This window comes from Janthinobacterium sp. HH102 (genome assembly GCF_001758625.2).
Classification (GTDB): domain Bacteria; phylum Pseudomonadota; class Gammaproteobacteria; order Burkholderiales; family Burkholderiaceae_D; genus Janthinobacterium.
This window is the reverse complement of record NZ_CP062062.1, coordinates 2,717,260-2,740,933: the sequence shown is the minus strand read 5'-3', so window position 1 is coordinate 2,740,933 and position 23,674 is coordinate 2,717,260. Positions and strand designations below refer to the sequence as shown.

Genomic DNA, 23,674 nt, shown 5'->3' with positions numbered 1-23,674 from the left:
GCAGGCCGCCGCAGCACCGGACCCGATTCCCGCCGCTAGCGTAAAATGACGGACTAACAAAAACACTCTTCAACATGACTAAATTATTAACCTGGATTTTGGCGGGCCTGGCGATGGTCGGACCGCTTGCAATTGACACCTATCTGCCGTCTTTCCCCGCCATCACGCAAGATTTCAATGCCAGCCCCCTGCTGGTGCAGCAGACCCTGAGCTTTTTCCTGTTCACGTTCGCCTTCATGATGCTGTTTTACGGCACCCTGTCCGATTCGTTCGGCCGCCGTCCCGTGATCCTCGTCTCGCTGGTGCTGTATGTGATCGCTTCCGTGGGCGCCGCGCTGGCGCCATCGCTGGGCTGGCTGCTGGCCTGGCGCGTGCTGCAGGGCCTCTCGGCGGGCGCCGGTTCCGTGATCGGCCGCGCCATCGTGCAAGACCGCTATGCCGGCGCCGCCGCGCAGAAAATCCTCTCGCACATCATGATGGTGTTCGCACTGGCGCCGGCCATCGCGCCCGTGCTGGGCGGCTGGCTGCAGGTCAGCCTGGGCTGGCGCTGGATTTTCTGGTTCCTCACTGCTTTCGGCGTGCTGATGTTCGTCGTCGTCTGGCGCGCGCTGCCGGAAAGCCTGCCGAAGGAGCAGCGCCACGCCTTCCACCTGGGCGGCATCGCCGTCAATTACTGGAAAGTGCTGTGCCACCGTCAGTTCCTGCTGCTGTCGACGGCCATCGGCGCCGCCTTTGGCGGCTTCGCCCTGTACATCGGTTCGGCCGCCTACTTCATCATCAACATCCTGCATTTGCCGGAAACGGCCTTCGCCTGGCTGTTCATTCCCCTGATCAGCGGCATGGTGTTCGGTTCGGCCCTGTCGGCGAAGATCGCCCATCGCTACAGCCAGCGCCAGATGATCTGGGCCGGCTTCATCTTGATGCTGATCGCCGCGCTGGCCAACATCGGCTACAACTATGTGTTTGCCGCCGAAGTGCCATGGGCCGTGCTGCCGCTGTTCTTCTACTCGTTCGCCCTGTCGATCGCCATGCCGCCGATGACCTTGATGGCCCTGAACCACTTCCCCAACAACAGCGGCCTGGCGTCGTCGATGCAGTCGTTCATCCAGATGCTGCTGTTCGCGCTGGTCTCGGGACTGGTGGCGCCGCTGCTGTTTGACAGCGCGCTGAACCTGGCGTATGGCGTGATGGCGGGGCTGCTGGTGAGTTTGGTTTGCTGGGTGTTTGCGCAAGGCAAAGCCGAAACGTAGGTCGGATTAGCGCAAAGCGCGTAATCCGACAACATTGTTGGCGGGTGACGTCGGATTACGCGCAAGCGCTAATCCGACCTACGACCTAAGCCGACCTACGGCCTGTTCGCGCTGGTGTCGGGACTGGTGGCGCCGCTGCTGTTCGACAGCGCGCTGAACCTGGCGTATGGCGTAATGGCGGGCCTGCTGGTGAGTTTGGTTTGCTGGGTGTTTGCGCAAGGGAAGGCAGAAGCGTAGGTCGGATTAGCGCGCAAGCGCGTAATCCGACTGCATCTGCCAACCATGTTGTCGGATTACGGCCCTTCGGTCCTAATCCGACCTACAACCAAGATAGAGGCACGATGACGGCCAAGGTTACGGCCACGGTGCCGGCGTCACATCCTGGTATTGCGCCCCGCCCTGCTCCGGTTCCGCTTCATTGTTCAGCGATGGCTGGTTCAAGGAACCGGCCGGCGAACGCAAGCTCAATATCTCCTTGCGCGTCTCGACGAAGTCGGCGGAACTGAGGGGGTGCTGCTGGTCCGGCCAGTGGCTGACGGCCCATTCCTGCAACGCTTCGAAGCGCCGCCACAGTTCGGCGATGAATTCGCGGCGCGCCTCTTCCTCCTGCTGCGGCGTCTTTTCGGCGCCTTCCCCGATATGTACTTGCATGGCTGCTCCCTGGCTGATCAATCGTCCTGCCAGCCTACACAGGGACCAGCCTATCGTCTGTTCGCGAACGAACAAAGAGCTTATTCAGGCATCTTGCGAAAGCCCACGGCCAGGCGGTTCCAGGTATTGATGGAGCCGATGGCCAGGGTCACGTTGACCATTTCCGCCGGCGTCAATTGCTGCGCCAGCGCCGCATACACGTCATCGGGCGCCTGACTTTGCGGCAGCAGGGTCAGCGCCTCCGTCCAGGCCAGCACGGCCCGTTCGCGCGGCGTGAAGAACGGCGTTTCGCGCCAGACGGAGACGGCATACAGACGGCGCTCCGTTTCGCCCGCCTTGCGCGCGTCGCTCGTGTGCATGTCCACGCAAAAGGCGCAGCCATTGATTTGCGACGCGCGCAGGCGGATCAGCTCGAGCAGCGAATGTTCCACGCCCAGTTTGGCGATGGCCGCTTCCAGCGCATACATGGCCTTGACGGCGTCGGGCGAGGCTTGCGTGAAATCGAGTCGTTGCTGTGTCATGATGCATTCCTTGATAATGAGAGATGCATCATTGTAGAAGCGCAGGAAGTACGCGCGGCAGGCCAATCCCCCCGAAAAACAGCAGACCACCAATACATACTCCATGGAATTACACATCCTGATCGACGGCACGCGCGACCTGGGCGGCCAGCTGTACCGCCAGCTCAGCGAAGCGATCCGCTCGGGCCGGCTGACGGATGGGCAGCAATTGCCGCCCTCGCGCCTGCTGGCCAGCCAGCTGGGCCTGTCGCGCAAGACGGTGTCCGACGTATATGAAAAGCTCGGCTATGAAAAGCTGCTGGTCGGCAAAGTGGGCGTGGGCAGCTTCGTGCAGACGCCGCATGCCTCACCGCAGCGCCGCCATGCGAGCACGCCGCTGGCCAGCGCGCAGCGCATCGCCCGCTGGGAAGCGACACCCACGCCCCTGCGCCGCGCCAGCCAGGAAACGCCGGCACGCTACGCCTTCATCGGCGGACGTGCCACGCCCGCGCATTTCCCGCAGGATGAATGGCGCGCCTGCATGCTGCATGCACTGCGCCAGGGCGGCCAGGCGCGCGGCCGCTATGGCCCCGCAGAAGGCTTGCCCGCCTTGCGCGCGGCGATCGCCGGCCATGCCGCCTTCAGCCGCGGCATCCATTGCACCGAGGAGCAGGTGCTCGTCACCAGCGGCGCGCAGCAAGCCTTGCACCTGCTCGCGCTGACCCTGCTCGAGCCGGGCGACACGGTTGCCGTGGAAGAACCCGGCTACCCCGTGGCGCGCGCCGTGTTCGCCAGCCAGGGCGCGCGCGTGGTGGGCGTCGAAGTGGACGAGGATGGCCTCATCGTCGCGCAAATCCCGGACGGCACGCGGCTGATCTATGTCACGCCCGCCCATCAATTTCCGCTCGGCATGCCGATGAGCATGGCGCGCCGCCATGCCTTGCTGGAACGGGCGCAGCAGCTGGGCGCCATCATCATCGAGGACGATTACGATAGCGCCTTCCGCTACGAGGGCCGGCCCGAGGATGCGCTGCAAAGCATGGACCGCTACGGCATCGTCGCGCACGTGGGCAGCTTTTCCAAGATCATGCTGCCGGAATTGCGCCTGGGCTATGTCGTGCTGCCGCACACCCTCGTGGCCGCCATGCAGACGGTGAAATACCTGAGCGATTGCCATACGGCCAGCCTGGGCCAGCATGCGCTGGCCAAGTTCATCGGCGATGGCCATTTGCTGCGCCATATCCGCCGCTGCCACGACATCTATGCGGGGCGGCGCGAGCGGCTGCAGCACTGGTTCAACGGCCCCTTGGCCCCATGGTTCCGCCTGGTGCCGGCCAGCGCCGGCTTCCACGTGGCGGCGCTGGCGCAGGCGCCGCTCGATATCGCGGAATTGCTGCGCCGCGCGCGCCTGGCCGACGTCAGCCTGTATGCGCTGGCCGGTTTTTACCACGGTCCAGCCCGCCATGAAGGCCTGTTCCTCGGCTATGGCGCCATCGACAAGCTCGATATCGACACGGCGCTGGCCAGGGTGCTGGCGATCCTGCAAGAGATCGCGCCCCTGCCCCTCAGCGGGGTTGCCAACGATAGTGCCCCGTAATCGGATAGCTGAATAAAATGTTTTCCTCGCGCGCGCCCTCGCCGATGTTGTGGATGATCAGCGGCACGCCGCCCCACGACTGCTTGTCGCTGACGATGCCGATGTGGGTCAGGTTGCGCGGCAGGCGCCAGGTGACGATGTCGCCCGCGCGGTAAGCGTTTGCTTCCTTGCTTGGCTGCAGGCTGGTGCCGTGGCGGGCAAAATACGTACCCAGGTTCGGCACGCGCCGGTGGTCGATGTTGCGGTCCGGCCCCTTCATCTGCCAGCGTCCCTGCTGCTGGTACACCTGCCACGCCTTGCGCATGTCTTCGTGCACGAGCACCTGCAAATCCTGCCCAAGTTTACGGTAGGCACGCACGACCACGTCCGTGCACACGCCGCGTTCGGGCGGCACGTCGCCGCCCGGATAGGCGAGGCGCTCGTAGCGCGGGTCGTACTGCACGGTGACGCCCACCTGGCTGCGGGCGGCGGCGACGAGCGCTTGCGGGGTGGCAGGGGCTGCCGACGCCAGCATGGGCGCCAGGGCAAGCATCAGGAGGGAGAACACTTTGATTGGCATCAACGTCGGTGATCAGATGGAAATGCCAACTTTACCGCAGCGGCAAGGAAAACGCCGTACGCTTAGACGGCGGCCAGCTGCGCCAGGTGTGCGGGAAAATCCACGGCCGGGCCGGCCGCATTGACGGTGTCGAAATAATCATGCCAGCCCGTGGCGGCGATGCCGGCCAGCAAGGCGTCCAGTGCCGCCTCGTCCGGGAAGCGCCAGACGGCATAGAATTGCTGGGGTGCCGCATGCAGCTTGCCGCCGTTGATGGCGCCCATGGCCAGCGCTTCGGCGCCGCTGCCCGACAAGGCCGCCATGCCGGCGCCCACCGTGGCGAAATACGCCTGGCGCGCGGCGCCGTCGAGGGCCAGCCAGGCCGGTTTCGGGCTGTACAGTTCTAACAGGTAATGCATGTTTGTCCTCCAAAGAATCAAGTAAGCGAACGCTGCGCCCGCTTGCAAATGCGTGCCGTGGCGGCAGCGGGGCTGTCCAGCAGCCATTGCGCGCACAGGCTGCGCACCCAGTCCGGCTGGCTCTTGGCCGCATCGTTGAGCCAGTTGGCCACGGAATCCTGCACGTAGACGGCCGGGTCGGCGCGCAAGGCTTGCAGCAGGGGCAAGGCCAGCTGCGGCTCTTCCTTTAGCCGGGCGATATGCGCGCACCACACGCCGCGCGGGCGCAGCGCTTCGCAGGCAAAGCGGCGCACTCTTTCCGACGGGTCCGCCGTCCATGGCGCCAGCAGCGCGATGGCATCCAGCAAATGCTCGGCCAGCCGGGGACGCAGCGCCAGCCAGGCCCATTCGCGCACGCCGAAATGGCCATCGTCGGCCAGCGGCCGCATGGCGGCCAGCTGCTGCGGCAAGGTCAAGCCCGCTTGGGCGGCGATGGCAAAGCAGACCCAGCCCCGCACCGTGTCGGACGGGTGCGCTTGCAGCAGCGCCAGGTCGGTGCCGGCATCGAGCAGCAATTGCGCCGCCAGCGCCATGCGCCCGGTGATGCCGGCGGCGGCCTGCGCGTGCATCCGCTCCAGCCGGGCCGCGCCGAGATTGGGCACGGCGGTGGCCAGCAGCTGGGCAAAATCGATGGCCAGCCCTTCCGTCAGGGTGGCGCTGGCCACCGCTCCCTGGTTCAGCAGGGCCAGGCGCGCGGGCGCGATGTCGGCGACGCCACGGCTCATGCAACACCCTGCATTTCACCCTTATCCGTCTTGCGCCAGGCTTTTTCCAGTAGTCCACTCAACAACTGCATCTCGTCCGGCGTGAAATCGGCAAACAGGCTGGCGATCCATTGCGCGTGCTCATCGACCAGGGTGGCGGCCGCCGCTGCTCCCTTGGCACTGAGGCGCACCAGCAGCTTGCGCCGGTCGACTTGATCAGGATGGCGCGCCAGGAAGCCGTCGCGCTCCAGGCCGTCGAGCAAGCCCGTGATGGTGCCGCGCGTCACGCCGGCCCGCTCGGCCAGTGCGTGCGGCGAGAGTCCATCAGGCACGTCGCGCAGCAGGGCCAGCAGCACAAATTTGCCTTCCGACAAGCCATGCCGGCCCAGGCGCGCGGCGCAATCGCCATCGATGGCCGATGCCAGGCCCAGCACTTCAAAACACAGGCGCAAGCGCGCCGTGGACTGCATCATGTCGAGACCGCTGGCGCGGCGCTGCACCTCACCGAGCAAGGCCGTGTATTTCTGTTCGAGTTTTATCATATGGCGCAATATAATATGGAGCCATACTAAATGTCAAATGGAAAACCTGAACGGCTTTCCCTTGTGCCTAGAAACGCGCCTTGTCCCTCGCCCACGCGATGATGGCGTTGGCATCGATGGCGCCCGGCTGGCGCGCCACTTCCACGCCGCGCAAAAACAGGGCCAGGGTGGGAATGCTGCGGATATTGAAACGGCTGCCCAGGTCCGGCGACGCTTCCGTATTCACCTTGACGACGCGAAACGCCGGTTCCAGGGTCCTGGCTGCTTGCACATAGAATGGCGCCATGCTGCGGCACGGGCCGCACCATGGCGCCCAGAAGTCCACCAGCACGGGAATGTCGCTGCGTTCGATATGCTTGAGGAAACGGGCGCTGGCCAGATCCACGGGCTGGCCCGTGAATAGCTCCTTCTGGCACTTGCCGCACGTGGGCTGTTCCGTGAGCCGGGCCGCCGGCAAGCGGTTGACGGCGTCGCAATGGGGGCACACGATGTGCAGGGAGTCTGGCGTGGTCGAGGTCATGGCATTCCTGGAAAGCGTAGCGTCAAGTTGACGGACATTTTACGGGGTATCGCGCGGCAGCGTCGGCTCGCTGGCGGCACATTTGCCAATACTCGCCTATAGTGCGCTGGAACGGCGCGCGTATTGCCCGGCCGGCCAAGGAGCAACATGCCTGATGTCGCAAACAACATGGAACTGAAGCACGCCGAACTCGCTGCCGCCCTGGCCTTGCAGCGCGCCGCCTGTCTGGCCCACCCCGTGCCGCCCCTGGCCGAGCGCAAGCGCGACCTGCAAACCCTGCAGCGCTACATCCGCGACCACAAGCTGGCATTGTGCGAGGCGATCAGCGCCGACTATGGCAACCGTTCCCACCATGAAACCTTGCTGGCGGAGATATTCCCCGCCATCGACGGCATCGATCACGTACTGAAAAAGTTGAAAAAGTGGATGACACCGCAGCGCCGCAGCGTGGACTGGCGCAATTTTCCGGGCGCCCGCAACCGCGTGCTGCCCCAGCCCTTGGGCGTGGTAGGCGTCATCGTGCCGTGGAATTTCCCCGTCAACCTGAGTCTGGTGCCCCTGACTTACATTTTTGCCGCCGGCAACCGCGCCATGGTCAAGATGAGCGAGAACTCGCGCCACCTGGCGCGGCTGCTGATGGAGACCATGCCCGCCTATTTCCCACCGGAAAAGCTGCAGTTTTTCGACGAGACGGGCGGCGTGGGCATGGCGTTTTCGCAACTGCCGTTCGACCATCTGCTATTTACGGGTTCCGGCCAGACGGGCCGGGCCGTCATGGCGGCGGCCGCACGCAATCTGTGCCCCGTCACGCTGGAGTTGGGCGGCAAGGCGCCGGCCATCGTCTGCGCCGATTTCGACGTGCGCACGGCTGCCGAACGCATCCTGTTCGTCAAGTACCTGAATGCGGGCCAGATCTGCACCAGCGTCGACCACGCCTGGCTGCCCGAGGCCGCCATCGCCGCCTTCGTCGAGCATGCGCGCCGGATCGTGCCCACGCGCTACCCGCGGCTCGATACGCCCGACTACACCTCCATCATCAACGAAGCCGCCTTTGAGCGCCTGCTGCAGGCCCTGGATGAAGCGCGGGAACGGGGCGCGCAAGTGATTTCGCTGCTGCCGGGGCCAGCGTATGACCGGGCCACGCGCAAGATCGCGCCGCACATCGTGCTGGGCGCGCCCGAGGACAGCCTGCTGCTGACGCGGGAAATCTTCGGCCCCATCCTGCCCCTGCGCGGCTATGCGAAGCTGGAGACCGTAGTCGCCAGCATCAACGGCGGGCCGCGCCCGCTGGCCATCTATCCGTTCAGCAACGACAAGCAGACCGTGCAGATGCTGATCGACACGGTAATGTCGGGCGGCGTGTCCGTCAACGACGCGCTGTTCCACGTGGGCCAGCATGATCTGCCCTTCGGCGGCGTGGGCGAGTCCGGCATGGGCCACTACCACGGCGTCGAAGGTTTTCACACTTTCAGCAAGCTGCGGCCCGTGTTCTACCAGGCACGCTACAGCCCTTTGACGCTGCTGCGGCCGCCTTACGGCAAGCTGGCCAGCCGCATATTGAACTTCCTGACCCGCTGATTACAGGAACAGCGAGGCGGCGATGGCCCACATGACGAGGGCGATGATGCCGTCGAGCACGCGCCATGCCATGGGCTTGGCAAACACGGGCGCCAGGTAGCGGGCGCCAAAGCCCAGCAGGAAGAACCACAGGGCCGAAGCCATGATGGCGCCGCCGGCGAAGTAAAAGCGTCCCACGCCTTCATGCTGGCCGCCGATCGAGCCAAGCAGGATCACCGTATCGAGGAAGGCGTGCGGGTTCAGCAGGCTGAACGCCAGCGCCGCGCCGATCACGGCCCAATAGCCTTCGGGCGCCTTGGCGGCCGATACCGTCAGGGCCGTCGGGCGCCAGGCCGACTTGGCCGCGCGCAAGCCGTAGGCGATCAGGAAAGTGGCGCCGCCCGCCTTGGCCCACAGCAGGAAATTGGGGTTGTCGGCAATGAAGGTGCCCATGCCTGCCACGCCGGCCGTGATCAGGATGGCGTCGCACAGCAAACATACAAGAATGCAGGTGAGCACGTAATGGCGCTTCAGCCCCTGCTTGAGCAAGAAGGCGTTTTGCGTGCCGATGGCCACGATCAGGCTCGCGCCGAGCCCCATGCCTTTCAAGAAAATTGCGCTGTCCATATCGATTCCTTTCCATTGCTTTCCATCACGCGCACGGCCGCCCACGCTCTGCCGGCAACGGCAAAGTCATCAGAGGTAGGTGGAGGGTGGTGCGGAACCAGGGGGACCGCGCGGGAGAGTGGAGTTATTACCCTATTTCAACAGTGTAAAGAAAAAGTAAATATAAGTATAATGAATGATTCTAACCATATATAAGAGAAACTTATGCGCGTCGTCGATTACCGTGGATTGGCAGCCCTCGACGCCGTGATCGGCCTGGGCAGCTTTGAAAAGGCCGCGCAGGCGCTGGCGATCAGCCAGCCGGCCGTGTCGCAGCGCATCCGCACCCTGGAAAACCTGGAAGGCACGTTATTGATCATCCGCAGCCACCCGCCCCTGCCCACGGAAGCGGGCCAGCGTCTGATCGCCCATTACCGGCAAGTCAAGCTGCTCGAAGCGGCGCTCGACGCTCAGCCCGGCCCCACGACGCAATTGCCGGCACTGGCCATCGCCGTCAACGCCGACAGCGCCGCCACGTGGATACCGGAAGCGCTGGGGCCGCTGCTGTCGCCGCCGTCCTGCCTGCTCGATATCCGCCTCGACGACCAGGACCATACCTTGAGCCAGCTGCGCGAAGGGCGCGTGTTTGCCTGCGTCACCAGCGCCAACGACCTGGTGGCCGGCACCACGGCCACGCCGCTGGGCGGCATGCGCTACCTGTGCGTGGCCTCGCCCGCATTCGCGCAGCAGTGGTTTCCCCATGGTTTTACGGTGGAAGCCGTCAGCCAGGCGCCCGCCATCACCTTTGGCAGCAAGGATGCGCTGCACGAGCGCTACCTGCAGCACCGCCTCGGCTACACGGGCCGCTATCCGCACCATGTGCTCGGTTCGGCGCGCGACTTCGTACGCTTCATCGAAGCGGGCTATGCTTATGGCATGGTGCCCTTGCTGCAGGCGGAAACGGCGCTGGCCGCCGGCAGGCTGGTCGACGTGGCGGCCGGGCAGGCGCTCGACGTGCCCCTGACCTGGCATGCCTGGGATATCCAGACCCCTCTCACGCGCACCCTGTCGGACGCCGTCATCGCCACGGCGCGCAAATGGCTGTTACAGGATTGATTGACGCATGCAACATTTATCTATACCAAACAGCAACTTCCCCGTGTGCACCCTGCCCAGCCTGGCCTACACTGCAAGCATCCACCATCACCATCGGGAGCCCGCATGACGATCCTGCGCACCACCCTGCTCGGTTTGCTGGCGGCCATCCCGCTCGCTGCCGGCCTGGCCGCCTGCTCGCCCTTGACCGCCATCAATGTCTTGTCATCCGGCAGCGCCTCGCAAGTGACGCGCGGCCTGGCCTACGGTCCACTGCCACGGCAGAAACTCGATGTGTACGCGCCCAAGACCCGCACGGGCCCCGTTCCCGTGGTGGTGTTCTTTTACGGCGGCAACTGGACGACGGGCGAGCGCGCCGACTATGCCTTCGTCGGCCACGCGCTCGCGGCGCGCGGCTACCTGGCCGTGATCGCCGACTACCGGCTGTATCCGGACGTGCACTACCCCGAGATATTGCAGGATGCGGCCCGCGCCGTGGCCTGGGCCGCGATGGAATCGAGCCGCCATGGCGGCGACCCGACGCGTTTGTTTGTCATGGGCCATAGCGCCGGCGCCTACAATGCGGCCATGCTGGCGCTCGACGCCAGCCTGCTGGCGCGCCATGGCATGCGTCCGCACGACTTGCGGGGCTGGATAGGCCTGGCCGGCCCCTATGATTTCCTGCCGATCGAAAACACCATCACCCGGCCCGTGTTCTTTTACCCGGACACGCCCGCCGCTTCGCAGCCCATTCACCACGTGACGGCCGACGCCCCTCCCGCCCTGCTGATCGCTCCAAAGCCCGGCAAGGACAAGCTGGTCGATCCACAACGCAACACAGGCGGCCTGGCCAGTGCCTTGCGCGCGCTGCACCGGTCCGTGACGGAAACCTATTTCGACCATGTGGGCCACGCCACCCTGGTCGCCACGCTGGCCGCCCCGTTGCGCAGGCTGGCGCCCACGCTGGACGCCGTCAGCGCCTTCATCGATGCGAACAGTGGCGCCGGCAACGCGGTCTCGTCAGCGGTCTTGCCCGCAGTCTTGTCAGATACCGGCTCGCCGGCAGGCCCAGCCTTGCCGCCCCGCTCACCTGGCTCAGGCACGCCAGCCCCGGAGCTGCACGCATACGACAAAACGCCCGCCCCGTGAAGGGCGGGCGCTCTGCCCAAACCAATACGCACAATGCCGCGTGCCGGCTGGCCGCAGAGCAAGGCTCGGCCCTCGCGATGCGGCTCAGCTGCAAGCAGCTTCGTACTTACTCTTTACGGCTGGCGCTGCTGCTCTTGCTTTGAGCGGAGCCCGCTTGCGATGCGCTGCCGCTGGCCGAGCTTTCGCTGCCGGACGACTGCTGGCTGCCCTGGTGGCTGGCGCTTTGCAGGCTTTGACCGTCACGGCTTTGCGCACCGCGCTGCTGGTCGCGGTTAGCGCCGTTTTGCTGATAGGCCTGGAACGGTTCGGCCATGCGCTGCATCGCTTCCTGCTGCTTGCGCACGTTTTTCTCCGTTTCTTCCGAAGCGGTGCGGGCCACTTCTTCAGCCAGGGCCTTGGCGGTACGGCTCGTTTCATTCACATGACGCTCTGCCACATTGGCCAGTTCGACCTGCGTATCGGCAGCCAGGCGCGACACCTGTTGCTGATACTTGCGCAGTTGCTCGGCGGCTGGCTGGCCCGAGGCGGCGGCCACCTGGAATACATCTTCGGCGCGCTCGACCGTCAACAGGTTCTGGCTGGTGACCGTGCTTTCTTCCAGCAAGCCTTGCGCCAGTTGCATGTTCAGGTCACTGAAATGCTGCATCGATTGAAACAGCGACTTCGACAGGCCATTGAAGAAAGCCAGCTGCGCTTCCAGGTGATTTTTGGCGGCGGGGGTAACACTACGGGAATATGGATACATGGAGTTCCTCATTAATAGCGGTTGGGTGGACATAAACAGATGGCGACACCACCGGCTGTCGAACGGTGAGACAGACAGCCGGGCTACGCCACGAAACGCGAAAAAACATATCCGATTGGTGGGAAGATGCTTTGCAACGCGAGTCCCAAGGCTACGTGAGCACCGCAGGTGAGGCATGATCTGGATCAAAGGTGCGCTAGGCTGCGCAAAAAGTTTGGGCTGGACGGCTTGCTCTTGGCAAACGTCAGTAACGGAAAGGGAAATCTGTGTCAGGCAAGCTCAGCCAGCGGCGCCCGTGCCCGGCACGACGGGCTTGTAGCCATGGCTGCGCAGCGACGCTTCCAGCCAGCGGTTGCCGTACCAGCCGCGCGCCAGCAGGTAACTGAGTTCCGCGCCGGCCATCAGCAGCATCATCGGGCCGATGCGCATTTCGGTGGCGAGATGGCTGCCAAACCACAGGCACACATCCATTGCCAACATGAGCAGCACCAGCCACCAGCGGCGCTTGGCGACCGCCCAGAACGAACCCAGGAACAGGGCCGGCCAGGAGAAACCCGCTTTGACGTAGGCATAGCGGCCGGCATCATCGGCAAACAGGGTGGCGCTGTGCTTCATGCTGCTCTCTTCAGGTAATGCCCGGCATCAAGGCTCGGGACGGTGGCAGACGGCTTCGACATTATGGCCATCGGGCCCCAGCACGAAAGCGCCATAGTAATTCGGGTGATAGATGGCGCGGATGCCGGGCGCGCCATTGTCCTTGCCGCCCGCTTCCAGCGCGGCCTTGTAGAACGCGTCCACCTGGGCGCGGTTGTCGGCCGCGAAGGCGAGATGCATGCCGGCATGCGCCGCGCCGCCCACGCCGAACCAGAAATCGGGCTTGCCATCCTTGCCCATGCCAACCCAGCCCTGCTCTTCCATCACCACCGAGACGCCCAGAGGCGCCAGGGCGGCGGAAAAGAAAGCCTTGCTGGCCTGTGCATCGCTGACAGTCAAACCGATGTGATCAAGAATCATGATGGCGCTCCTTGCAGGTAGTGGGAAAGGAAGCGCAGTATGCGCCAGCATTGCCTTTTAAGCAAGCAAAGCTACAGATCCTGCGCGTAGCGGGCAAGCATCTGCTCCTGTGTTTCCAGCGGGCCAATACTTCCCGTCTGGTCCCCGATCATCCGGCCCATCGTCGGCAAGACGGAGCGTTCGACCTGGGCCGTGCTATCCCACAGGCGCGCACGCATCAAGGCCTTGGCGCAGTGCAAATAAGCTTCGGCCACGCGCAGGCGCATGAGCAGGCGCGGCGGGTTGCGCTCGCCGGCAAAATACGCCAGCAGCGCCGCATCATCGCTGAGGCTGGCCTCGCCATTCACGCGCAAGGTTTCATCGACGCCGGGAATCATGAACAGCAGTCCCGCCCTGCCCATCTCGGCAATATTGCTGAAACTGTCCAGGCGGTTATTGCCCTTGGCATCGGGCAGCAGCAGGGTATGGGCATCGAGCACATGCACGAAACCGGGCGCGCCGCCGCGTGGCGAGGCGTCGAGCTGGCCGCCAGCCCCGCCCGTGGCCAGCACGACGAACGGCGACAGCCCGATGAAGGCGATGCAATGCGGGTCGAGGTGGTCGAGCTGCTTGCTCAGCGCCCGCCCCTGCGCGGGCGGATAATGCGCGCGCAGTTGCTCCAGCGAATCGATTTCCATGCGCCCCCCGCTTAGCGCAGATTGCCCGTATGGCCCAGCGAATAGCGGCCCGGCTGCGGCCAGACGGTCAGACCGTGCGGTTCCTGGCCGACTTTCACTTTGGACACGTCGCCGCTGTTCGTATCGATGCGGTACACCACGTCGTCAAAACGGCCGGACAGCCACAGATACTTGCCGTCGGCGCTCACATTGCCCATGTCGGGGCTGCCGCCGCCGGGAATCGGCCAGTTCGACACGACTTTTTCCGTGGCGAAATCGATCACGCTGACGCTGCCCTTGCCCTTCGGCTTGCCGTGGATGCGGTGCGTGCCGCGGTTGGCCACGTATAACTTTTTACCGTCGCGGCTCGGGTACAGGCCATGCGCGCCCACGCCCGTCTGGATGAAGCCGATTTCCTTCAGGGTGGCGCCATCGACGATGTGCACGCCGTCGGCGTCCATGTCGGCGATAAAGAATTTCTTGCCGTCCGGCGAGATGCGTATGTCTTGCGGCATGCCCTTCTTGACGCTGCAGATTTCATTCGCGGGGCCGCCCACGGGGCCGGACTCGGCAAAGCGCTTGGCCGGCATCTGCAATTTCAGGTAGCCGTCGACCTTGCGGCCCACCAGGTCGATCTTGGCGATGGTGCCGTCAAATTCGCAGGTGAACATGGCGTAGCGGCCGTCATTCGAGAAATCCGCATGGTTGATGCCGCCGCACTGGGGCGTGTCGATCGAATACTGCACCGCCATGGTTTTCGGATCGCGGAAATCGAGGCGGTGGCGCGCTTCGGCCACGACGATGGCCGACTTGCCGTCCGGCGTGAAATACATATTGTAGGGATCATCGACGGGCACTTCCTTGCCCGGCTTGCCCGTCAAGGGGTCGACCGGCGTCAGGCTGCCCTTGTCCGTGCGCTCGGCATTGTTCGCCACCCACAGGGTGCGCAAGTCCCACGACGGCACGACGTGCTGCGGGCCGCTGCCGACCTTGAACTTGTCGACCACTTTCAGGCTGTCCTGGTCGATCACGTACACGTCGTTCGAGCGCAAATTAGGCACGTAGACGCGGCGCAGGTGATCCTTGACGACGGGGCTCATATTGCTGCTGGCGATGCTGCCGTACACGTTTTTCGGGTCCACCAGCGGCGGCATGCCCGGCAGCGGCGAATAGGCGGCCGCCGGCGCCGCGGCGACAGCGGCCGGGGCCGGCGTGCTGGCGCCGATGACCTGGCTGGCCACGCCCAGGCCGGCCAGTGCGGCAGCCAGGGCGGACAAGGTGACGATGGTGCGTCGTTGAGATTTTTTCATGTGTTTTCGCGTCGTTTCGTTGCAAAAGCCGGAAGTTCAGCACTTCCAGCGGAAGATTTACTTATTTCGTTGCAGCAATTGCTTGATGGCAGCCACCGAGGTGTCCACCTGCAGTTTGATACCGATCTGGCCCAGCTCCTTTGTTGCCCGCGTCGCGTCGCCGCGCACGCCGTCCGCCACACCCGGCTTCGCCCCGTGCGCCATGGCCTCGCTGCGCACGAGCGACGGGTCCGTCGCCAGCATCAAGGCCGCGTCCGCCAAGCCCGCGTGCAGGCCGATCTCGGCGCTGCTGTGGCCGCGCTTCTGCAGTTCGGCAATATAGGCCGATTGCGTGATGTCATAGTAATCGAGCAAGGCGTAGGCGCGCGCTTCCTTGCCCGCAGGTGTCTTGCCCCAGGCGCGGTTGAGTTTATTCGCCACGTTCTGCTCGTTCTTCTGGTAGCCACCGTGATCGCCAAGGAAAATGATGTCGCGGAAGCCATGCTGACGCAGGCTGGCGGCGGCCCCTTCCAGAACGGCCTCGAAGGCGGCCGGCGGTATCGAAATCGTGCCGGCGAAGCGCATGTGGCCGGCCGGCGGCGAAATCGCGCCTTCCGGCACGTAGGAAACGACGGGGGCGACGATGGTGTTACCCAGCTGCTGTGCGATCTGGCGCGCCAGCATGCCGGCGCGCACATTGTGCTTGCCCAGCGCGATATACGGCCCGCTCTGCTCAACGCCGCCGATCGGCACGAGTACGGTCGTGGCGCCGTGATCGATACGGCTGCGCAGCTCCGTGCTGGTCAGTTCTTCCAGCATGACGCTGCTGCCGGCAGGCGCGGCAGCCATGACGGGCGCCGTACCCAGCAGAGGCGACAACGTCAGGACGAACAGGGAAACAAGGGACTTGCGTGAAATACGAAGCGTGGATGGCGCACACGGCGCCGTTCGCTGGGGGAACTGCAGAGTCATAAGCCAACATCTTTCCGAGGTCAAAGGCGCCGTGCCCGGCCTTGCCAGGCAAGCTGGCTGCCACGCAGGAATTGTATTCCATCATGACGGGAAGGGCACGTTAATTTGACGCGGTGCTTTGCAAGGAATTGACTAAGGGAAACTATCTGTCAGGCGGTGCTCACCTTCGCCCCGCCCGCCTCACCATCATGGAGAGGCGCGTGGCGCTTCTCGGCATAGGCCTTGAGCGAGCGCATCGTTTTGGGTAGCCCTTGCCGGACTTGTCTGGCAACGCCTGGCCCGAACAGAAAGGCAAGCGCGCCAGTGAACCACACGCGATGAACGACTGCCGATCCGCCGTCTACGGCAGTAACTGTGTGCTCGAAGTGGATGCGGAACAGGGGGATGTAGCCCTCGACGGTGAACGAGCTGCCTGCGGAGCGCTCGGTAACCAACATCGCAATCCCCATCCCCTTATTCGGGACTATCCTGCCCTGAGTTCCAGCGGCGAATGGCCCATTAAGCCGGGCTTGCTTTGTATCCGGATCCCACAGGTGCCATCGGTCGACTTCGCTCCAGATTTGATCGATGACCATGGGCGGGACGGCTATGTGGATGCTCTCTTCGATTTGCATCAATGGGGATTCTCCCTATTCATATCAATATCATTGAATTCTGGCGGTACTTGCCACAGACAGAGCCGGGCCATTACGAGCCAGGCTGAACCGGCATGTCATTGAGCAGGCGCGCACCTGATAAAAAAATGACAATGCATGCATTTACACCTGGGCACGATGCTATCCTAAAAACGCTGACCGTGAGCACCTTGAATATTGAGAAATGATGAAAGCAACACACTGGAGGGTTGAAGAGCTAAAGCATCACGTAGCGGATATCATTTGGCTTGATGCCGAGGGGGCTCGCCGTGCCTATGATGTAGTGCGCCTTCATGATTCGAAGACGCATCCCGGCCTGGACGTTAACACCGTTGGCTCCATCGAACGGTTCGCATTCGGCGATGATGTGGCCAGCGCGACCAGATGGTTACGTGCCCGTATGCAGGGAAGTCAGCAGGTCGTAGTTGTGTTTGGAGAAGACGAATGCTTCGTATGCAGCAGTGTGTTCCTGGTCGATAATTGGTCGGATATTTTTGTCCCTTCGCGTGACGACGCGATGGTCTATTCGAACGACACGCCGTGCATCCTGTTTCATTGCCATGAGAATGCATTCGAGGTGGGGCAGCGACTTGTCTTTGATTAAGAAGCGGGTCCGGCCAGGAGCCAACAGCCAGGACGATGTCCGGTCCCGAATTGCACCGCCAAGATGAGCCTGCTATCATCGCCTGCATGCAACGCAACTATGATCGGAGTTCACAGTGACGACATACATCCCCCGCTTTGATCTGGCTGCTTTCGGCAGTGGCTTGCCACCTGATTGCCACACGACGCCTTCTGAAAAGAACTGCGGTCAGGGACATGATAGTCGCTCTGACAGGCCCGTTTGCCATCCCCTGGCTTCTCATCGCAAAGCCCGAAAAAACCTAAGCACGCGAGCACCCGCAGGTCCGGGCTGAACGTCGGCAGTGGGGCGAAAACTGCTGGCGACGGCAGCCGGCCAGGCGCAGCGGTCGCGCTTTTAACTATTCCTTCAGCCGAGCTTAGCTGCGCCGCTGATCATTTATATTAGGCTGCTCGTGAGAACAAATTTTCATTGCACCTCGATCGAAGATTATGGCAACGGCCAGTTAGCAATTGTTCGAGGCTCATTATCGTCAGGAACTGTTTCCCCAGGGATGTCGCTTCAGATTGGATTGAGCGGCACATTCGGCATGACGGTTCCAATCACCGACATACTCGATTCCGGCGAGCTATTGATTGACTGCGACGATCAGGAGGGCGTGGAGATGCTCCTTGCATTTGATGTGGCGAACGAAGATCTCGACCTTGGGTAGAATTCAATATCGTCAAGCCTGCGTTCAGATGTCCGTTTTGGGGCTGAACCTGCCGACGACGGCAACCGGCCAGAAGCGGACATTTAAATACTACTGCGGCACCGCAGCCATGGTGGAAGTTTTCTTAAAATTTCGCCCAACACTTTGTTCCAGCGAACACCGCAAGGAACAGCTGAACCAACCGGGAAGCTGACAATGAAGCTAATCCAGCACGAACTCATCCAAGTCTTGGAAACTGGCGCAATACCTCCCACCTTGGCGGCGCGTCTTCGAAACCCTGATGACCGATTGGCGATGTATGGATTCATCGTTGATCGAAAACCCCAGCAATTCCGGCAATTGTTGCTTCGTCTCTTCGATGAAGAGATTGCATTCCGGAATGCGCTGTGGGACGGAACTGTGAAGGACAATGGGGCGTTTTCCGAATGTATCTACCACTGCGCATTTCTGCTTTACTGCTGCGCAGAGCCAAGCGATACGGTGAATATATGGAGGGCGCAGTACCTTAATCAGGACATTGGTGAGCTAGATGGGTGGTATTTCATCGGCGCGGGGCTTAATGAGACTTTGTCGTACCTCGAACGTACTAATGACCAAACGTCGGCAGCCATCGCCGAATATATCGAGAATTGGTCATCTTACATTTCGCCTGACTCGCTTTCTGAATGGCAGCAAGGTCGCCGAAATTGGATTCTTGATGATGTTAGCTGCTTGGACTGATTAGTTTGTCAGCTCGCCGCCCAAAGCGTGAGCGCGGCTAAATTTACAGGCTGAATGATCGCTTAGACGCTTCCTGAACTTCCGGTTTGGGGCGGAAGCTGTCTCACATGAACGGCGGCAACCGGCCAAAAACGGACGGTCGGGTATAACAAAATTGTACTGATGCATATGAAAGATTTACTCGAATCCTTAAACGAAAACTTTGATGATGCTGAAGGTTGGATTCGACTTGTCGATGCTAACTGGTTTGCAGATGACCTTAAGTTAAATTTGTCGATTCAATTTCACGATGGCCGTGACCCGGAACTGTGGGAGATTTCTTGCCTCGGAGTAGTCGAGGAGTCTCTTTGCTCAAGTGGAACCGAGGCCCTTTCCGTTTCGAGTAATTCCCCATTACTGAAGCCTTTTTTAGAGCCGGTAGTTGACATTATGTTTTCCCAAAACTCAGTGGCGCCTGAGATTTTGTTCGGAATTGTTTGTTCATGCTGCATAGAAGTCATGGGCCGGCCAGAAAGCATCGTGAGATTTATGAATGCGGTGCCGACCATTAGGGGAATATCCAGTTCGAACTACGGACTACTCGGGCGATTCCCTGAGTCGGTGGCAAAACACGTTCTAGAGGCGTTAAAGGACAAGCCCATTATCACGAACGCGTTACCCGGGTGCCTGCCAAAGCTCTGGGACGGTTCAAAGCACGTGGACTATGGGCGACTGCAAGTACTTGAATTTGGACGGTCGTATATTATTGCAGAACAGTTTAGTGCCTGTCGCGTCTAGCAAAGGTCAGACGATTTCCCCCCCATGACTGAAGTGTAGGTAGATACCACATCATCCTGTCAACGTAGTAAGAGCGACAGTCCGCTTTGGGGCGTAAGCGGACTCACGCGCCCGAAAATGAGACAGGCACCCGGACTGGCGAAGAGCCGGGTGCCCCCCCTCCTTCCGCCCTGCCCGCCCGGGCAACTTGACGACCCTCGCCACAGGCGCAGAACGTCAACGCTCGCGTACCGGACGGTTGCGCCGCAAAAAAAAACCGGCGTACCGGGGCAGTCACAAAGTTTAGGCGCGGGCACTGCGGCCCGGCAGCGCCAGGCGCCGGCTGGCGGCGCTTGAAGCCGGGGCCGGCAAGCCGCCCGCCACCTTCAATGATTTTTCCTTGGCATCGCCGCGCAGGCGGAATACGGCCACCACATCGACCAGTTCGACGGCGCGGTCTTGCAGCGAGGATGCGGCGGCCGCCGCCTCTTCCACCAGGGCCGCGTTTTGCTGGGTGACCTGGTCCATTTGCGAAATGGCCTGGTTCACTTGCTCGATGCCGGCGCTTTGCTCGTGGCTGGCGTTGGCGATGTCGCCCATGATGTCCGTCACGCGGCGGATGCTGGCGACGATTTCTTCCATCGTCGCGCCCGCCTGGTCGACCAGCGCGCTGCCCGTGTTGACTTTATCTACCGAATCCTCGATCAAGCCCTTGATTTCCTTGGCAGCCGCTGCCGAACGCTGCGCCAGGTTGCGCACTTCCGTTGCCACCACGGCGAAGCCACGGCCCTGCTCGCCCGCGCGGGCCGCCTCGACGGCCGCATTCAGCGCCAAAATATTGGTTTGGAAGGCAATGCCGTCGATCACGCCGATAATGTCGGCGATCTTCTTCGCCGATTCGTTGATCGAACCCATCGTACCGACCACTTGCGCCACCACGGCTCCGCCCTTGCGCGCCACATCCGAGGCAGACACGGCCAACGAGTTCGCCTGACGCGCATTGTCCGTATTCTGGCGCACGGCCGAAGTCAGCTCTTCCAGGCTGGAGGCCGTTTCTTCCAGCGACGACGCCTGCTGCTCCGTGCGCACGGACAAGTCCGCGTTGCCGGCGGAAATCTGCGCAGCCGCCACGCTGACCGTATCGGCCGAGGCGCGCACGGTGGCGATCACGCCGACGATACGCTCCAGAAACTTGTTGAAGGCGGTGGCCGTGCGGCCCACTTCATCCATGCGCTCGACGGGCATGGCGGCGGACAGGTCCATCGAGGCGCTGACCCGCTCCAGCGTATGTTCGATATTGCCCAGGCCGCCACTGATGGTGCGGTAGATATGCCAGGCCAGCGCGCCCGTCAGCAGCACGGCCACGCCCAGCACGGCCAGCATGGTGTTGAACGCCGTGTCGTAGGCGGCCAGGCTTTCCGCTTTGACATCATCGACCAGCTTGTTGTTGTAGGCGATATGGTCATCCATGCTCTTTTTCGCGGCGGCGGCCGTGATGGCCAGCGGCGTGCCGGCCAGCAAGGTGGCGCGCACGCCATCCATGTCGCCCGCGTAGGCGGCGGCAAAGAATGGCACGAGCGCGCGGCGGTACGCTTCCATGGCGGCCTGGTCGGCGTCGAGCATCTTGCTGTCCGTCGCATCGTACAGGCGCTCGGCGCGGTAGGTGGCGATGACCTTGTCGAAATTCGTGTTGGCGTCGGCCACGGCCTTGTCCAGCGCCGTCTTGTCGGCCAGATTCGAGAACACGGACAGGCGATAGCCGGCCAGGCGCGAATCGGCCAGGAAACCCTTGGCCGCATTCAAGCCCTGGATGCTGGGAATGATGCGGTTTTGCACGGTGTCGAAACGTTCCTGGGCGCGCTGCAGCTGGATGGCGCCGCCGGCGCCCAGCAATAGCAGGGCCAGCAAGGCGATGGTGAGGGTCAGAATGAGTTGCTTGGTGATATTCATGGTGTTTCACAGTAAAAAGGTGGCCTGGCAAGGCCAGGCGGGATGAGTAGCTGCCGATCAGGTGGCCAGGACCGGCTGCAGGCGGCGCGGCCTTAGGCCGCCAGCGGGGCTGCGTCAGGCGTGCGGCGCAGCAAGTCGCCGTGCTGGCGGCAAAACGCCAGGCCCGCCTTGTGGCCCACGTCGAACAGCAGCTGCATGTTCGAGCTCGACCAGTCCAGGGTGTCGGGCCAGTGCTGTTCCGGGATGCCGCCCATCAAGTCGAGCTTCAGCAGACGCCGCTTGGGCTGGCCCGTGCGCGCATCCGTGTTGTGCTCGAGCTCAAACAGGCGCAGCTCGCTCTTGGAAATTTTCACCAGCGGCGTGATGATGGAGCGCACCCAGGCGTCGTACAGGTTGCGCGGCTTGCGCAACAGGCGCTCGTCGCCGAGGATGTCGAGGATGACCAGGGTGTCGGCGTCATAGTGCTCGCCCTTGCCTTCGATAAACGGGTCGAAATTGAGCGTGTCGAGGGCCGCGCCTTCGATGTAGTCGTCGCCGTCGATGGTCGTCGGCGCATACAGGAAGGGAAACGACAGCGCGGCGCGCACGTGGATGGGTTCGATCTCGTGCTTGCCCCAGATTTGCATGCGGTGCTCGCTGAGGTTGTAGGCATTGATGTAGAAATCGGGGCGCATGCGCGCCACGCCCGAGAAGTCGACGGCTTTTTCCAGGAAGGGCAAATGCGCGCACAGGCCCAGGCTTTTCGCGGACAGGTCCGATGGCGACAGCGACGACACCATCAGCTTGCCCCAGTCCGACCAGGCCGTGGGCACGCCCGCAAACGTTTGCTGGAACGCCTGAAAAAAAGGATTGTTGGCCGGCGGCTGGAAAGCGTCGCGGAAGGTGCTCGCGTGCATGCCCGGCTTCTGGAATACCTTGTAGTTGATCGGGATCATCTTGTAGATGCTGTCGGCCACGCCCGTGTCGGCCCAGCTTTGCAAGGCCTGGCGCGGCGTGGCCTCGTGCGGCGTCGTGTAAAGCAAACCCATCAGCACTCCCGCGCCGGACGCGGAAATGACGTCGAACTCGATGCCCTCATCGAGGAAAGCGGCCAGCGCGCCGGCGATCAGGGTGGAATTTGGTGCACCGCCACCCAGCAGCAAACCCGTTTTGCGGGCCGGTTTCGCGGTCGCGGCTGGCGCCGGATCCGGCGGCGTCGTCATCACTGTCTTCATGCACACTCCCTGAACGGAACGGGGCAGTCACCCCTTAATTGTTGGTTACTACACGCTTATGGCGCCTAATCCTGCACATGTCCCCGCAACCGCCGAAGCGATGCAATGTTGCAGAAACAGATATGAAATTAACATAAATAAATTCCTTATGGCAATTTCAATAACGTATGACTGGTATTCAGGAAGGGCATAAGCTGATGCTGTGCGGCATTGCTTGATGCGGCGCAGCAAATATAAATTTAGCGGATTAGGATTAATCGCTTTGGGGTAGGAATATTCCCCAACCCGCCGCCAGCGCGGGGGCCAGAGGTATCAAGCGATGGATGCAGGGTCGGGAGGGGACGCGGAAAAATGCAGGTGGGTACACAGATGGTCAACAAAGACACGGATTTTGGGCGACAGGTGGCGGCTCGACGGCCATAGCACCCAGAACTTGCTCGAGTACAGCAAGCTGTCGGCCAGCACGGCTTGCAGTTCACCGCGTGCGATGGCGTCGCGCACGATAAAGTCGGGTAAATAGGCGAGGCCCACGCCCTGCGTGGCGGCACCGATCAAGGCTTCGATATTGTTGCAGGTCAATGCGGTCGGCAAGCGCAGCTCGCCGCTGCTGTCGCCCTCGGCGCGCTGCAGCGCCCATTCCTGCAACTTGCCCGTGGTGGGGAATTTATAGCGCACGCAGGCGTGCCCTTCCAGCGCACGCGGCGTGGCCGGCACGCCATGGCGGGCGAAGTACGCGGGAGAACCGACGATGGCAAAGGCAAACGGCCCCAGTTCGCGCGCCATCAGCCGCGAATCCGTGAGCGTTCCGCTGCGCACGGCCACGTCGACGCCCTCGGCCACCACGTCGACCAGGCGGTCGTTGAAATCAAGGTCGAGCTCGATCTCCGGGTACTGGCGCGTAAAATCGGCCAGCAGGGGCAGGATGATGCGGTAGCCGATCACGGGCAGGCTGACGCGCAGCTTGCCGCGCGGCGCCTCGGCCAGGTGCGACAGTTCCGCCTCGGCATCGCCCAGGTCGGCCAGGATGCGCTGGCAGCGCTCGTAAAACAGCGCGCCCTCGTTGCTCAGGCTGATGCGCCGCGTGCTGCGGTTGAGCAGGCGCACGCCCAGCTTTTCTTCCAGCCGCGCCACGCTCTTGCCCACGGCCGAAGCCGACACGCCGAGCAGCCGCCCGGCCGCCACATAACTGGAAGTTTCCGCCGCGCGCACGAAGGCGGCTATGCCGTTCAAATTATCCATGCGACCTCAATTAGGGAATATT

27 protein-coding genes are annotated in these 23,674 nt (G+C 62.6%); 9 read left to right on the top strand and 18 right to left on the bottom strand.

The genetic code is table 11. The features are described from left to right. Positions 1-74 precede the first annotated feature (74 nt). Positions 75-1,250, top strand: a complete 1,176-nt coding sequence (locus tag JAB4_RS12575; protein ID WP_070218251.1) for a multidrug effflux MFS transporter — start codon at positions 75-77, stop codon at positions 1,248-1,250. A 354-nt stretch (positions 1,251-1,604) separates the two neighbouring features. Here JAB4_RS12575 and JAB4_RS12570 read toward each other — a convergent pair whose 3' ends face one another. Further along, positions 1,605-1,901 (bottom strand): hypothetical protein, encoded by a 297-nt coding sequence (locus tag JAB4_RS12570; protein WP_070218319.1) that lies wholly within the window; start codon positions 1,899-1,901, stop codon positions 1,605-1,607. An 80-nt stretch (positions 1,902-1,981) separates the two neighbouring features. Next, positions 1,982-2,422, bottom strand: coding sequence for a carboxymuconolactone decarboxylase family protein (locus tag JAB4_RS12565; RefSeq protein ID WP_070218320.1), 441 nt, complete (start codon positions 2,420-2,422; stop codon positions 1,982-1,984). Between the two features lie 103 nt (positions 2,423-2,525). Here JAB4_RS12565 and JAB4_RS12560 point away from each other — a divergent pair, with 103 nt between their 5' ends. After that, positions 2,526-3,998 (top strand): PLP-dependent aminotransferase family protein, encoded by a 1,473-nt coding sequence (locus JAB4_RS12560; RefSeq protein WP_070218252.1) that lies wholly within the window; start codon positions 2,526-2,528, stop codon positions 3,996-3,998. On the opposite strand, the gene JAB4_RS12555 is transcribed toward JAB4_RS12560, so the two are convergent. The 5 genes from JAB4_RS12555 to trxC all read right to left on the bottom strand — a co-directional run bounded on the left by JAB4_RS12555 (position 3,967) and on the right by trxC (position 6,760). Further along, positions 3,967-4,545 carry a DUF1287 domain-containing protein gene (locus JAB4_RS12555; protein WP_217495070.1) on the bottom strand — a complete coding sequence of 193 codons (579 nt, stop codon included), beginning with the start codon at positions 4,543-4,545 and terminating at the stop codon, positions 3,967-3,969. The two genes, JAB4_RS12560 and JAB4_RS12555, sit on opposite strands and share 32 nt — an antisense overlap. Positions 4,546-4,619: 74 nt before the next feature. Beyond that, entirely contained in the window at positions 4,620-4,955 is a 336-nt protein-coding gene (locus tag JAB4_RS12550) for a DUF6616 family protein (protein ID WP_070218254.1), read from the bottom strand. 17 nt (positions 4,956-4,972) lie between these two features. Next, positions 4,973-5,719: a HEAT repeat domain-containing protein gene (locus JAB4_RS12545; protein WP_070218255.1), complete on the bottom strand. Its 747-nt coding sequence runs from the start codon at positions 5,717-5,719 to the stop codon at positions 4,973-4,975. After that, on the bottom strand, positions 5,716-6,237 hold the full coding sequence (locus JAB4_RS12540; RefSeq protein WP_217494554.1) for a MarR family transcriptional regulator: 522 nt from the start codon (positions 6,235-6,237) through the stop codon (positions 5,716-5,718). Before JAB4_RS12540 ends, JAB4_RS12545 begins: the two co-directional genes overlap by 4 nt. Before the next feature lie 70 nt (positions 6,238-6,307). Further along, positions 6,308-6,760, bottom strand: a complete 453-nt coding sequence (gene trxC / locus JAB4_RS12535; RefSeq protein WP_070218257.1) for a thioredoxin TrxC — start codon at positions 6,758-6,760, stop codon at positions 6,308-6,310. Between the two features lie 147 nt (positions 6,761-6,907). Between trxC and JAB4_RS12530 the strand changes: the two genes are divergently transcribed. Continuing rightward, a complete protein-coding gene (locus JAB4_RS12530) occupies positions 6,908-8,338 on the top strand; it encodes a coniferyl aldehyde dehydrogenase (RefSeq protein ID WP_070218258.1) in 1,431 nt (476 codons plus the stop codon). On the opposite strand, the gene JAB4_RS12525 is transcribed toward JAB4_RS12530, so the two are convergent. Beyond that, the gene (locus tag JAB4_RS12525) at positions 8,339-8,944 is read right to left on the bottom strand and encodes a LysE/ArgO family amino acid transporter (RefSeq protein ID WP_070218259.1); all 606 of its coding nucleotides are present in this window, start codon (positions 8,942-8,944) and stop codon (positions 8,339-8,341) included. A 204-nt stretch (positions 8,945-9,148) separates the two neighbouring features. On the opposite strand from JAB4_RS12525, the gene JAB4_RS12520 reads away from it, so the two are divergent. Together JAB4_RS12520 and JAB4_RS12515 are read left to right on the top strand one after the other, a co-directional pair. Next, positions 9,149-10,039 carry a LysR family transcriptional regulator ArgP gene (locus JAB4_RS12520; protein ID WP_035817600.1) on the top strand — a complete coding sequence of 297 codons (891 nt, stop codon included), beginning with the start codon at positions 9,149-9,151 and terminating at the stop codon, positions 10,037-10,039. 105 nt (positions 10,040-10,144) lie between these two features. Further along, positions 10,145-11,167, top strand: a complete 1,023-nt coding sequence (locus JAB4_RS12515) for an alpha/beta hydrolase (protein WP_083287128.1) — start codon at positions 10,145-10,147, stop codon at positions 11,165-11,167. A 106-nt stretch (positions 11,168-11,273) separates the two neighbouring features. Here JAB4_RS12515 and JAB4_RS12510 read toward each other — a convergent pair whose 3' ends face one another. The 7 genes from JAB4_RS12510 to JAB4_RS12480 all read right to left on the bottom strand — a co-directional run bounded on the left by JAB4_RS12510 (position 11,274) and on the right by JAB4_RS12480 (position 16,457). After that, positions 11,274-11,912 (bottom strand): phasin family protein, encoded by a 639-nt coding sequence (locus JAB4_RS12510; RefSeq protein ID WP_070218260.1) that lies wholly within the window; start codon positions 11,910-11,912, stop codon positions 11,274-11,276. A 279-nt stretch (positions 11,913-12,191) separates the two neighbouring features. Continuing rightward, complete coding sequence (locus tag JAB4_RS12505) at positions 12,192-12,527, bottom strand: hypothetical protein (RefSeq protein ID WP_070218261.1); 336 nt, start codon at positions 12,525-12,527, stop codon at positions 12,192-12,194. A gap of 27 nt (positions 12,528-12,554) precedes the next feature. Next, positions 12,555-12,926 carry a VOC family protein gene (locus JAB4_RS12500; protein WP_205602343.1) on the bottom strand — a complete coding sequence of 124 codons (372 nt, stop codon included), beginning with the start codon at positions 12,924-12,926 and terminating at the stop codon, positions 12,555-12,557. A gap of 71 nt (positions 12,927-12,997) precedes the next feature. Next, positions 12,998-13,603, bottom strand: a complete 606-nt coding sequence (locus tag JAB4_RS12495) for a pyridoxamine 5'-phosphate oxidase family protein (protein WP_070218262.1) — start codon at positions 13,601-13,603, stop codon at positions 12,998-13,000. Positions 13,604-13,614: 11 nt separating this feature from the next. Further along, the gene (locus JAB4_RS12490; RefSeq protein WP_070218263.1) at positions 13,615-14,892 is read right to left on the bottom strand and encodes a YncE family protein; all 1,278 of its coding nucleotides are present in this window, start codon (positions 14,890-14,892) and stop codon (positions 13,615-13,617) included. A gap of 57 nt (positions 14,893-14,949) precedes the next feature. Further along, on the bottom strand, positions 14,950-15,720 hold the full coding sequence (locus JAB4_RS12485) for a creatininase family protein (protein ID WP_071650133.1): 771 nt from the start codon (positions 15,718-15,720) through the stop codon (positions 14,950-14,952). Positions 15,721-15,992: 272 nt separating this feature from the next. Next, positions 15,993-16,457, bottom strand: coding sequence for an SRPBCC family protein (locus JAB4_RS12480; protein ID WP_070218264.1), 465 nt, complete (start codon positions 16,455-16,457; stop codon positions 15,993-15,995). Between the two features lie 205 nt (positions 16,458-16,662). Between JAB4_RS12480 and JAB4_RS12475 the strand changes: the two genes are divergently transcribed. The 4 genes from JAB4_RS12475 (at position 16,663) to JAB4_RS12460 (ending at position 19,270) form a co-directional block, all read left to right on the top strand. Further along, on the top strand, positions 16,663-17,082 hold the full coding sequence (locus JAB4_RS12475; RefSeq protein ID WP_070218265.1) for a hypothetical protein: 420 nt from the start codon (positions 16,663-16,665) through the stop codon (positions 17,080-17,082). A gap of 433 nt (positions 17,083-17,515) precedes the next feature. Next, positions 17,516-17,773 carry a hypothetical protein gene (locus JAB4_RS12470; protein WP_139143649.1) on the top strand — a complete coding sequence of 86 codons (258 nt, stop codon included), beginning with the start codon at positions 17,516-17,518 and terminating at the stop codon, positions 17,771-17,773. Between the two features lie 195 nt (positions 17,774-17,968). Further along, the gene (locus tag JAB4_RS12465) at positions 17,969-18,493 is read left to right on the top strand and encodes a hypothetical protein (protein ID WP_070218266.1); all 525 of its coding nucleotides are present in this window, start codon (positions 17,969-17,971) and stop codon (positions 18,491-18,493) included. Positions 18,494-18,661: 168 nt separating this feature from the next. After that, complete coding sequence (locus tag JAB4_RS12460) at positions 18,662-19,270, top strand: hypothetical protein (protein ID WP_071650134.1); 609 nt, start codon at positions 18,662-18,664, stop codon at positions 19,268-19,270. 282 nt (positions 19,271-19,552) lie between these two features. Here JAB4_RS12460 and JAB4_RS12455 read toward each other — a convergent pair whose 3' ends face one another. The 3 genes from JAB4_RS12455 to JAB4_RS12445 form a co-directional block, all read right to left on the bottom strand. Continuing rightward, positions 19,553-21,199, bottom strand: a complete 1,647-nt coding sequence (locus JAB4_RS12455; protein WP_070300539.1) for a methyl-accepting chemotaxis protein — start codon at positions 21,197-21,199, stop codon at positions 19,553-19,555. A 92-nt stretch (positions 21,200-21,291) separates the two neighbouring features. After that, positions 21,292-22,401 (bottom strand): patatin-like phospholipase family protein, encoded by a 1,110-nt coding sequence (locus JAB4_RS12450; protein ID WP_070218268.1) that lies wholly within the window; start codon positions 22,399-22,401, stop codon positions 21,292-21,294. 324 nt (positions 22,402-22,725) lie between these two features. Further along, positions 22,726-23,652 carry a LysR family transcriptional regulator gene (locus tag JAB4_RS12445; RefSeq protein ID WP_070218269.1) on the bottom strand — a complete coding sequence of 309 codons (927 nt, stop codon included), beginning with the start codon at positions 23,650-23,652 and terminating at the stop codon, positions 22,726-22,728. Positions 23,653-23,674: the final 22 nt, after the last annotated feature.

Bases quoted from the DNA above. Each gene is read 5' to 3' on its own strand.
- JAB4_RS12575 (WP_070218251.1), top strand. From the start codon at position 75: ATGACTAAATTATTAACCTGGATTTTGGCGGGCCTGGCGATGGTCGGA.
- JAB4_RS12570 (WP_070218319.1), bottom strand. From the start codon at position 1,901: ATGCAAGTACATATCGGGGAAGGCGCCGAAAAGACGCCGCAGCAGGAG.
- JAB4_RS12565 (WP_070218320.1), bottom strand. From the start codon at position 2,422: ATGACACAGCAACGACTCGATTTCACGCAAGCCTCGCCCGACGCCGTC.
- JAB4_RS12560 (WP_070218252.1), top strand. From the start codon at position 2,526: ATGGAATTACACATCCTGATCGACGGCACGCGCGACCTGGGCGGCCAG.
- JAB4_RS12550 (WP_070218254.1), bottom strand. From the start codon at position 4,955: ATGCATTACCTGTTAGAACTGTACAGCCCGAAACCGGCCTGGCTGGCC.
- JAB4_RS12545 (WP_070218255.1), bottom strand. From the start codon at position 5,719: ATGAGCCGTGGCGTCGCCGACATCGCGCCCGCGCGCCTGGCCCTGCTG.
- trxC (WP_070218257.1), bottom strand. From the start codon at position 6,760: ATGACCTCGACCACGCCAGACTCCCTGCACATCGTGTGCCCCCATTGC.
- JAB4_RS12530 (WP_070218258.1), top strand. From the start codon at position 6,908: ATGCCTGATGTCGCAAACAACATGGAACTGAAGCACGCCGAACTCGCT.
- JAB4_RS12525 (WP_070218259.1), bottom strand. From the start codon at position 8,944: ATGGACAGCGCAATTTTCTTGAAAGGCATGGGGCTCGGCGCGAGCCTG.
- JAB4_RS12520 (WP_035817600.1), top strand. From the start codon at position 9,149: ATGCGCGTCGTCGATTACCGTGGATTGGCAGCCCTCGACGCCGTGATC.
- JAB4_RS12515 (WP_083287128.1), top strand. From the start codon at position 10,145: ATGACGATCCTGCGCACCACCCTGCTCGGTTTGCTGGCGGCCATCCCG.
- JAB4_RS12510 (WP_070218260.1), bottom strand. From the start codon at position 11,912: ATGTATCCATATTCCCGTAGTGTTACCCCCGCCGCCAAAAATCACCTG.
- JAB4_RS12505 (WP_070218261.1), bottom strand. From the start codon at position 12,527: ATGAAGCACAGCGCCACCCTGTTTGCCGATGATGCCGGCCGCTATGCC.
- JAB4_RS12500 (WP_205602343.1), bottom strand. From the start codon at position 12,926: ATGATTCTTGATCACATCGGTTTGACTGTCAGCGATGCACAGGCCAGC.
- JAB4_RS12495 (WP_070218262.1), bottom strand. From the start codon at position 13,603: ATGGAAATCGATTCGCTGGAGCAACTGCGCGCGCATTATCCGCCCGCG.
- JAB4_RS12490 (WP_070218263.1), bottom strand. From the start codon at position 14,892: ATGAAAAAATCTCAACGACGCACCATCGTCACCTTGTCCGCCCTGGCT.
- JAB4_RS12485 (WP_071650133.1), bottom strand. From the start codon at position 15,720: ATGGCTGCCGCGCCTGCCGGCAGCAGCGTCATGCTGGAAGAACTGACC.
- JAB4_RS12480 (WP_070218264.1), bottom strand. From the start codon at position 16,457: ATGCAAATCGAAGAGAGCATCCACATAGCCGTCCCGCCCATGGTCATC.
- JAB4_RS12475 (WP_070218265.1), top strand. From the start codon at position 16,663: ATGATGAAAGCAACACACTGGAGGGTTGAAGAGCTAAAGCATCACGTA.
- JAB4_RS12465 (WP_070218266.1), top strand. From the start codon at position 17,969: ATGAAGCTAATCCAGCACGAACTCATCCAAGTCTTGGAAACTGGCGCA.
- JAB4_RS12460 (WP_071650134.1), top strand. From the start codon at position 18,662: ATGAAAGATTTACTCGAATCCTTAAACGAAAACTTTGATGATGCTGAA.
- JAB4_RS12455 (WP_070300539.1), bottom strand. From the start codon at position 21,199: ATGAATATCACCAAGCAACTCATTCTGACCCTCACCATCGCCTTGCTG.
- JAB4_RS12450 (WP_070218268.1), bottom strand. From the start codon at position 22,401: ATGACGACGCCGCCGGATCCGGCGCCAGCCGCGACCGCGAAACCGGCC.
- JAB4_RS12445 (WP_070218269.1), bottom strand. From the start codon at position 23,652: ATGGATAATTTGAACGGCATAGCCGCCTTCGTGCGCGCGGCGGAAACT.